Consider the following 6,779-nt stretch of genomic DNA (forward strand, 5'->3'; position numbering starts at 1 on the left):
CGAGACGCGGTTGAAGATCACTGTTCTGATGGGCGGGGCTTCCTCCGAGCGTAACGTCTCTCTTGCTTCGGGTCTCAGGATTGTCGAGGCATTGCGTTCGCGCGGACATGAAGTGATCGCGTTCGATCCATCCAATGGGGCGATAAGTGAAGAGGATCTCAGGGAACTCGCCGCGGGAGGCGTAGGAACCGAGCCACCGTCGCTTGAAGCCCTGGCACAATCGACGGGCGGATCATTCCTGCCTGCACTCGAGACGTTGCCCGAGATTGCGAACGCGGATGTCGTGTTTCTGGCGCTGCATGGCGGACAGGGCGAAGATGGCACGCTGCAGGCGCTGCTGGATATGGCCCGAGTGAAATACACGGGGAGCGGACATTTGTCGAGCGCTCTGGCCATGGATAAGGATCTTTCCAAGAAGCTCTTCAGGACGGCAGGGGTTCAGACGGCCGAATGGCTGATGGCCCCCGCATCGGTGGAGGAGGTTGAGCGAGCGCTCGGATTCCCGGTCGTGGTAAAACCATCGAAGCAGGGATCCACGGTGGGACTGACAGTTGTCAAGGCAAGAGAGCAATTACTGCCCGCGATCGAGGAGGCGTGGCGGTATGATGACGAGGTGATGATCGAAAAGTTTATTCCCGGACGGGAGCTTACGGTCGGGATCCTTGGAAACAGCGCACTGCCGGTCGGCGAGATAAAACCGGTCCATGAGATATACGACTACGAATGCAAGTACACTCCGGGAATGGCGAGCGAGGAATTTCCCGCTCAACTAACGGAGGAGGAAACATCTCGGGTTCAGGGTCAGGCAGTGGCTGCCTTCAGCTCACTCAAGCTCAGGGGCTACGCGCGTATTGACTTCCGCCTGGCAGCATCCGAGGATGCAGAGGGTCGGGGAGAGTTTTATTGCCTCGAGGCAAATACGTTGCCCGGGATGACGGAACTCAGTCTCATACCGCAGGGAGCTGCGGCGATGGGAATGTCATTTCCCGACCTATGTGTAGAGATCGTGCGTCTGGCACAGAGCTGAGGAACCGCGCGGCACGGTCTGTGTTATAAAAGGTCTTCCCTCGTTGTAGCCAGGTTTGAATGTCCGACACCACCTTCGACTCGTCTTCGCGCCCCCGAATCACGCCAGCCGTGCAATGGCTGATAGCGGCGAATGTGGGCATTTATTTCCTTCAGCTCACGCTGGTGCGAGCCGGGGATGTCTTCGGCATACTGGGTCTTTCGGGAGACAGGTTTCCATCTGCCTGGTGGACACTGGTCACCTACATGTTCGTGCATGGCGGGCTGTTGCACCTCGTGTTCAACATGCTTTCACTGTGGATGTTCGGGCCACGGGTGGAAAGCCTGTGGGGTGCAAGGGGCTTCGTCTATTTCTTTTTGTGGTGTGGCATCGGTGGGGGTGTGGCTCATCTGCTGCTGCAGGGCGATGCCGGGCTCGTCGGGGCGTCCGCTGCAGTCATCGGTGTGCTCCTCGCATATGCCCTGAGGTGGCCGGACGAAGAGGTTTATGTCTTCGGCGTGATACCGATGAAAACTCGGTGGCTGGTGGTATGGCTCGCGCTAATCAATCTTGCAATGGGTATATCCTCGGCGAAGAGCGGCTCGGGGATCGGCTGGTGGGCCCACCTGGGCGGGCTTGCATTCGGGTGGATATACCTGCGCGTGTCCGCGTTTGGTGGCCTGGATAATTTCCGCCGGTGGGTGTCACCGGTTCCTGACGAGCCGGAAGATGCGATCAGAGCGGTTCCGAGGGTGAGGCCGCGGGAGCGAGAGAGAGATCGCGAGCGGGACCGCGGGCGGCATGGCGACGGAATAGATGAGGTAGTGGCGAAAAGCAACGCAGTGGTGGCGAAGCCGCTTCGGCCGACGACGTTGCCGCGTTCCAGTGACGAAGGTGTTCGCCAATCCGCTGAACGCCTCGACACGGTGCTGGACAAGATATCGAAGCACGGGATTGAAAGTCTCACAAGCGAGGAGCTGTGGGTGCTCGACAACATGTCAAAGAAGTTGCGCGGACCTGACCAGCACGATTGAAACGCTTTCCGCATTCGTGCATTGTTCGTGATGCCGAAGCCGGAACTGCTCGAGACGTTCGCGAATCCCTACGCGGACCGTGATTACGAAATTCACATGGATTGCAACGAGTTCACTTCGCTCTGCCCGTTAGGGGGGATCGAGAGTGACGCTGAAGAACTCGCGCTGCTGACAGGGGGAGCTCCGGATTTCGGGATTATCCGGATTACATACGTTCCCGCGGAACTTTGCCTGGAGCTGAAGAGCCTCAAATTCTATCTCTGGAGCTTCCGTAACGACGGGATTTTCTATGAGCGAGCGGTGAACCGGATCCTTGACGACCTGGTTGGTGCGGTGAACCCGAAATGGATGCGGGTGGCGGGGGACTTCAACCTCCGTGGCGGGATCAAGTCAGTGATCACGGCGGCACACGGGAATAACAGCCTCCGGTGATGCCCAGGTAGCGACTGCTATAGTAGCAATCTGTTACTAATGGGCATCTCCGCCTGCCTGTGAGTTCGGCCTAAATCACCCGGTCCCGGGGCCAATTGGTTGGACTGGTGTGCATCGGTTGATCCAACGGCGCAACATCGGCTTCAGCCACCGGTGTTACTGAAAGATTCCGAACTGTCCGAGAATGAGCCACAGGATGACAAAAACGATGACGGTGCCGAAGCAGCCACAGCCGCCACCGAGTTTTTTGGCGCCGTAGCCGGCGGCGAGGCCGCGAAGGAGTTTGCTCATCGTTTGTTCGTTGGATCGGAAGGCCTGCCAGCGTGGGCCGAGTTGAGACGGACCCGTGAAAGACAGGTGTATCGCAGGAGTTATACCGGGAGAAGCAGCGCAGCCGCCTGCTCGTGACCTCGAGCGGTTGCCATCGCCGCCGGCGTGGTGCCGTCGCCCATCCGAGCGGCTGCGTTCGCTCCGCGGGTTATCAACGTCCGGATCAGGGAATCAACTCCACGGGATGCAGCGAGATGCAGAGGTGTCACTCCATGAGAAGCGCGAGCGTTGACATCTGCGCCTGCGTCCAGCAGGAGAACGACGATATCCTCGTTTCCTGTTCCGGCCAGCGCTGCGCAAAGCGGCGTATTGGCGGTGGAATTTGTGGAAAGGGCATCGACTTCTGCACCCTGCGTTATGAGAAGACGCGCCGCTTCGGGTTGGCCGAAGAAAGCGGCCAGATGCAGGGGGGTCCATCCGTCGAAGCTTCTCGTACGGGTTGATGCACCCCGATCGAGTAACTCACCGAGGCGGCCCTGGTCTCCAAGCGCAGCCGCTTCACAGACATCAAACTCGGCTCCGCGGGCTATCCGGGCGGCCAGCCTGGATTTCCCGCGGTAGAGGGCCATGAGCACCGGGCTTTCTCCGTTCGGCCCCTTTCCGCGTGCTGCCTCGGGGTAAGCATCGAGAATTTCCAGCGCCGCGCCGTCATCATTCGCCTGCAGCGCGTCGAGCAGCTTAGCGGTGACATCCATGAAAAGACCCCGGGCGTTGCCGCGAACCAGCCAAGGCGGCTCGCGACGTGTGGGTAAGTGCAGCCAGCCGTGACTGGAACAACTTAGCATTGCTAACTATATTTGAATATGGCGAACGCCAAACCAGCACGCAAGGCCACGCACCTGCCGACCGGCGTGGAGCACGAACACGTGTCGGCAGCAGCCAGCGAGAGCGCCAATCGGCTTCATTCTCTGGCTATTCACATGTTGCGGCAATTGCGCCGAGAGGACGATGTATCCGGACTCAGCGCACCGCGTCTTTCAGCGTTGTCGGTCATCGTGTTCGCTGGGCCCATAAATCTCACAGCGCTTGCAGCTGCTGAGCAGGTAAGGGCACCGACCATGAGCCGGCTGGTGCGAGCGCTTGAGGCGGAGGGTCTCGTTCGACGCAAGGGAGACGCCCTCGACGGACGCGTCGCGTACTTTCGCGCGACCCCGAAGGGTACGCGCCTGCTGCACGCCGGTAGAGATCGCCGTGTTGCAGCACTCGCGCGGGCAGTTGACACTCTCCCGGTTGTGGAGCGGAGAGCCCTTCAGAAAGCACTCGGAGTGCTGGAGGTGCTCGTGAGCTCCCTTGCCCGCCGACAACGGAAAAGGTAGAGCAAGGAGCTTCAAACCATTCGGACCCGGATCGACTCCAACCGTTCCGGCAACTAACACTGAAGGCGCCGAGGCACACCTGAACATGTGATGAGGGTATCGAATGAAGCTGAAGGTATTTCTGGCCGTGATGCCCATTCTCGGGATGGCAGCCTCTCAGCGCGCAGGTGCTCAGTCCGATCCGGTTCCGGGTCTGGACAGCTATGTCAACGAGGCGATGCGTACCTGGAATGTTCCCGGGCTGGCAATCGCCATCGTTCGAAACGACAGCGTAATTCTATCGCGCGGTTTTGGCGTTCTCGAGATTGGTCGCCAGGCGCGTGTGACCAACCAGACGGTGTTTGCCATTGCATCGCTGACGAAGGCATTCACCGCGGCAACGGCCGGTATTCTCGTCGATCGCGGTGCGGTGGGCTGGGATACCCTCACAAGGACCCTTCTTCCGGAGTTTCGTCTGCGGGATTCGTGGGTGACGGAGCATATGACACTGCGGGATATGCTCGTGCACCGGACGGGGCTCGCGAGCGGTGACTGGCTCGGGCTGAGCGGGCAGAACGATCGAGCCGGGATCATGCGACAGATGCGCTTTCTGGATTTCGACGCCGGTTTTCGCGCGCGGTATTCCTACAGCAATCTGATGTACCAGGTCGCGGGAGCAGCCGTCTCTCGGCGGGCAGGGAAATCCTGGGACGCGATGGTACGGGAGGAAATCTTCGTCCCGCTGCGGATGCTGCGCAGCAAGACCAGTGTTTGTGAGTTGCGAACCATGAGCGATGTGGCTGCACCGCATGAAATGTCCAAGGGCAAAACTGTGGTCGTCCCGCGGCTGAATCTCGATAATGTCTCGCCAAGTGGCGGGATAAACGCGAGCGTCCTGGATATGTCGAACTGGTTACGGATGCAGCTGGGTAACGGCGAATTCGAGGGGAAACGGATTCTGAGTCAGGCCTCGCTCGCTGAGATGCATCGGATTCAGGTTCCATTCCTGGTCAGACCCACGTCGCAGGTGAGGTATCCCGGGGTGCGCTTTATGGGATATGGCATGGGATGGTCGGTGCAGGACTACCGGGGAGTCAAGCTGTTGAGGCACAGTGGCTGGATTGACGGGTTCCGCTCTGAGGCGGCACTCCTGCCCGATCAGCGCACGGGAATTGTCGTGCTTTCGAATCGCGGGAATCAGGAGCTCGCGAACGATCTTCCCGACGCGCTGAGGAACTGGCTGCTCGACCGGATTCTGGAAGCGCCATCTGCTGACTGGAGCGGGAGTCTGCTCCAGGCGGCTCGAAATAACCAGCGCGTGGATGAGGATGCGCGGCAAAAATTGTATTTGACCCGGCAGGCAGGGTCACGTATGCCGCGCTCGCTCTCCAGGTACGCCGGAACCTACAGCGACAGTCTGTATGGGCATGCTGTCGTGCGCGCGGACAAGGGACGGCTCACCCTGTGGTTTGGACCGCGACACACTGCTCCCCTCGAATACTGGGATGGCGAAAGATTCATGGCACGCTGGGAGAATCCGAGCTACGGGGAGCAGATCGTAGAGTTCGGTATCGAGAACGGATTACCCGCGAGGCTGGAATCGAGCGGAATCGTGCTTCGCAGAAAGTCAGGTAGCACCACGACGGAAGGGCTTGCTTCGCCCAGCGTCTCCTGTCCGGCGTCTGGGTTGCCGTAAGACCATCGCAGAAAGCGCAGATTGAACGCGCGCGGCTTCAGCATCGAAGCACGTCTGCTACTTCCCGGCTCAGTTTCCGTTTTGACACTTCTCGTGCGTGACGGAAGGCGGAGCGCACGTGAGTCACGTAAAGGTCGGCCATCGCTGCCTTCGCGCCGGCGTCGCTGGCCAGGGCGGCGCGCTGATAAGCGTGGGCGATGAGGTATTCGGAGTTATCGATGGTGACATGAGCGTTTCGATGAGTGCGCGCAACGGTATGTCGCAGGCGCGGACGTCCTCGAGCCATGCCGCCGCACCTGCCTGGTCGATGCTCAAGTGTCGCACTGTATGGTTGCCGAGATCGAATCCCTGCGCCAGCCATTCTTTCAGAATTGGAATGTCATTGCCGGCCTTTGCGCAATTCACGAACAGCGACGCAGGTGCACGACGCTGACGAAGAGTGTGAATGAGCCGGGTATTTGCGGTGCTTCGTATTTCCGCATTGGCAGACGGCTCTGACCATGGCAAGTCGTCCACCGTGATGGCTACCTGCACGCCAGCTTGGTTGCTGGAAGCGAGCTGACTTACCGCGACTGTTCTGCCATTGACCGGCGGGACGTACCCCGGGTCAGAGGAGTTGCAGGCGACTGCAAACGCAACGGTCGACACCAGCCGGTAGCGATACATTCGTTATGGGTTAACACAGGCCGGGGATAACGACCCTCGAGCGTCAGGGGTGCGTTGGCCTCTATTCTGGACACATTCGAATATTAGCCGCGTCCGTTCTATGAAAAACTTTGGATACGAGTGTTTGGTGTTCTGGAAGGATTTCCGCCGGGTTATCGACATTACGCACGCCAAAGCGCGAGGGGTTCCTGCGCCAACCACCCAGAATTACATTGCGGACCGCGGTATTTTTCCCGCGTGCAGTACCGGCCAGGTAGCTCAGTTGGTAGAGCAGCGGACTGAAAATCCGCGTGTCGGGGGTTCAATTCCCTCCCTGGCCA

The 6,779-nt window shown here is 59.6% G+C and carries 8 protein-coding genes and 1 tRNA gene; 6 read left to right on the top strand and 3 right to left on the bottom strand.

Annotated features, from left to right (window positions below; genetic code table 11):
• Positions 1-10: 10 nt before the first annotated feature.
• Genes WKF55_11105 through queF form a run of 3 tightly spaced genes read left to right on the top strand, consistent with a single transcriptional unit; the run spans position 11 to position 2,472 of the window.
• A complete protein-coding gene (locus WKF55_11105; protein MEJ7760122.1) occupies positions 11-1,027 on the top strand; it encodes a D-alanine--D-alanine ligase in 1,017 nt (338 codons plus the stop codon).
• A gap of 59 nt (positions 1,028-1,086) precedes the next feature.
• A complete protein-coding gene (locus WKF55_11110) occupies positions 1,087-2,040 on the top strand; it encodes a rhomboid family intramembrane serine protease (protein MEJ7760123.1) in 954 nt (317 codons plus the stop codon).
• A 30-nt stretch (positions 2,041-2,070) separates the two neighbouring features.
• Complete coding sequence (queF, locus tag WKF55_11115) at positions 2,071-2,472, top strand: preQ(1) synthase (GenBank protein ID MEJ7760124.1); 402 nt, start codon at positions 2,071-2,073, stop codon at positions 2,470-2,472.
• Between the two features lie 156 nt (positions 2,473-2,628).
• Here queF and WKF55_11120 read toward each other — a convergent pair whose 3' ends face one another.
• Both WKF55_11120 and WKF55_11125 read right to left on the bottom strand, forming a co-directional pair.
• Positions 2,629-2,763: a hypothetical protein gene (locus WKF55_11120; protein ID MEJ7760125.1), complete on the bottom strand. Its 135-nt coding sequence runs from the start codon at positions 2,761-2,763 to the stop codon at positions 2,629-2,631.
• Positions 2,764-2,843: 80 nt separating this feature from the next.
• The gene (locus WKF55_11125) at positions 2,844-3,497 is read right to left on the bottom strand and encodes an ankyrin repeat domain-containing protein (GenBank protein MEJ7760126.1); all 654 of its coding nucleotides are present in this window, start codon (positions 3,495-3,497) and stop codon (positions 2,844-2,846) included.
• A 108-nt stretch (positions 3,498-3,605) separates the two neighbouring features.
• On the opposite strand from WKF55_11125, the gene WKF55_11130 reads away from it, so the two are divergent.
• Together WKF55_11130 and WKF55_11135 are read left to right on the top strand one after the other, a co-directional pair.
• Entirely contained in the window at positions 3,606-4,118 is a 513-nt protein-coding gene (locus tag WKF55_11130) for a MarR family transcriptional regulator (protein MEJ7760127.1), read from the top strand.
• Positions 4,119-4,221: 103 nt separating this feature from the next.
• On the top strand, positions 4,222-5,793 hold the full coding sequence (locus WKF55_11135; GenBank protein MEJ7760128.1) for a serine hydrolase: 1,572 nt from the start codon (positions 4,222-4,224) through the stop codon (positions 5,791-5,793).
• A 123-nt stretch (positions 5,794-5,916) separates the two neighbouring features.
• On the opposite strand, the gene WKF55_11140 is transcribed toward WKF55_11135, so the two are convergent.
• A complete protein-coding gene (locus WKF55_11140; protein MEJ7760129.1) occupies positions 5,917-6,459 on the bottom strand; it encodes a polysaccharide deacetylase family protein in 543 nt (180 codons plus the stop codon).
• Positions 6,460-6,706: 247 nt separating this feature from the next.
• On the opposite strand from WKF55_11140, the gene WKF55_11145 reads away from it, so the two are divergent.
• A tRNA-Phe gene (locus WKF55_11145) sits at positions 6,707-6,779 on the top strand.

The organism is Gemmatimonadaceae bacterium, assembly GCA_037721215.1.
Lineage (GTDB): Bacteria > Gemmatimonadota > Gemmatimonadetes > Gemmatimonadales > Gemmatimonadaceae > UBA4720.

What these genes read in the sequence shown, in the direction of transcription:
- WKF55_11130 (MEJ7760127.1), top strand. Translation starts at nt 3,606, where the DNA reads ATGGCGAACGCCAAACCAGCACGCAAGGCCACGCACCTGCCGACCGGC.
- WKF55_11110 (MEJ7760123.1), top strand. Translation starts at nt 1,087, where the DNA reads ATGTCCGACACCACCTTCGACTCGTCTTCGCGCCCCCGAATCACGCCA.
- queF (MEJ7760124.1), top strand. Translation starts at nt 2,071, where the DNA reads ATGCCGAAGCCGGAACTGCTCGAGACGTTCGCGAATCCCTACGCGGAC.
- WKF55_11140 (MEJ7760129.1), bottom strand. Translation starts at nt 6,459, where the DNA reads ATGTATCGCTACCGGCTGGTGTCGACCGTTGCGTTTGCAGTCGCCTGC.
- WKF55_11120 (MEJ7760125.1), bottom strand. Translation starts at nt 2,763, where the DNA reads ATGAGCAAACTCCTTCGCGGCCTCGCCGCCGGCTACGGCGCCAAAAAA.
- WKF55_11125 (MEJ7760126.1), bottom strand. Translation starts at nt 3,497, where the DNA reads ATGGATGTCACCGCTAAGCTGCTCGACGCGCTGCAGGCGAATGATGAC.
- WKF55_11135 (MEJ7760128.1), top strand. Translation starts at nt 4,222, where the DNA reads ATGAAGCTGAAGGTATTTCTGGCCGTGATGCCCATTCTCGGGATGGCA.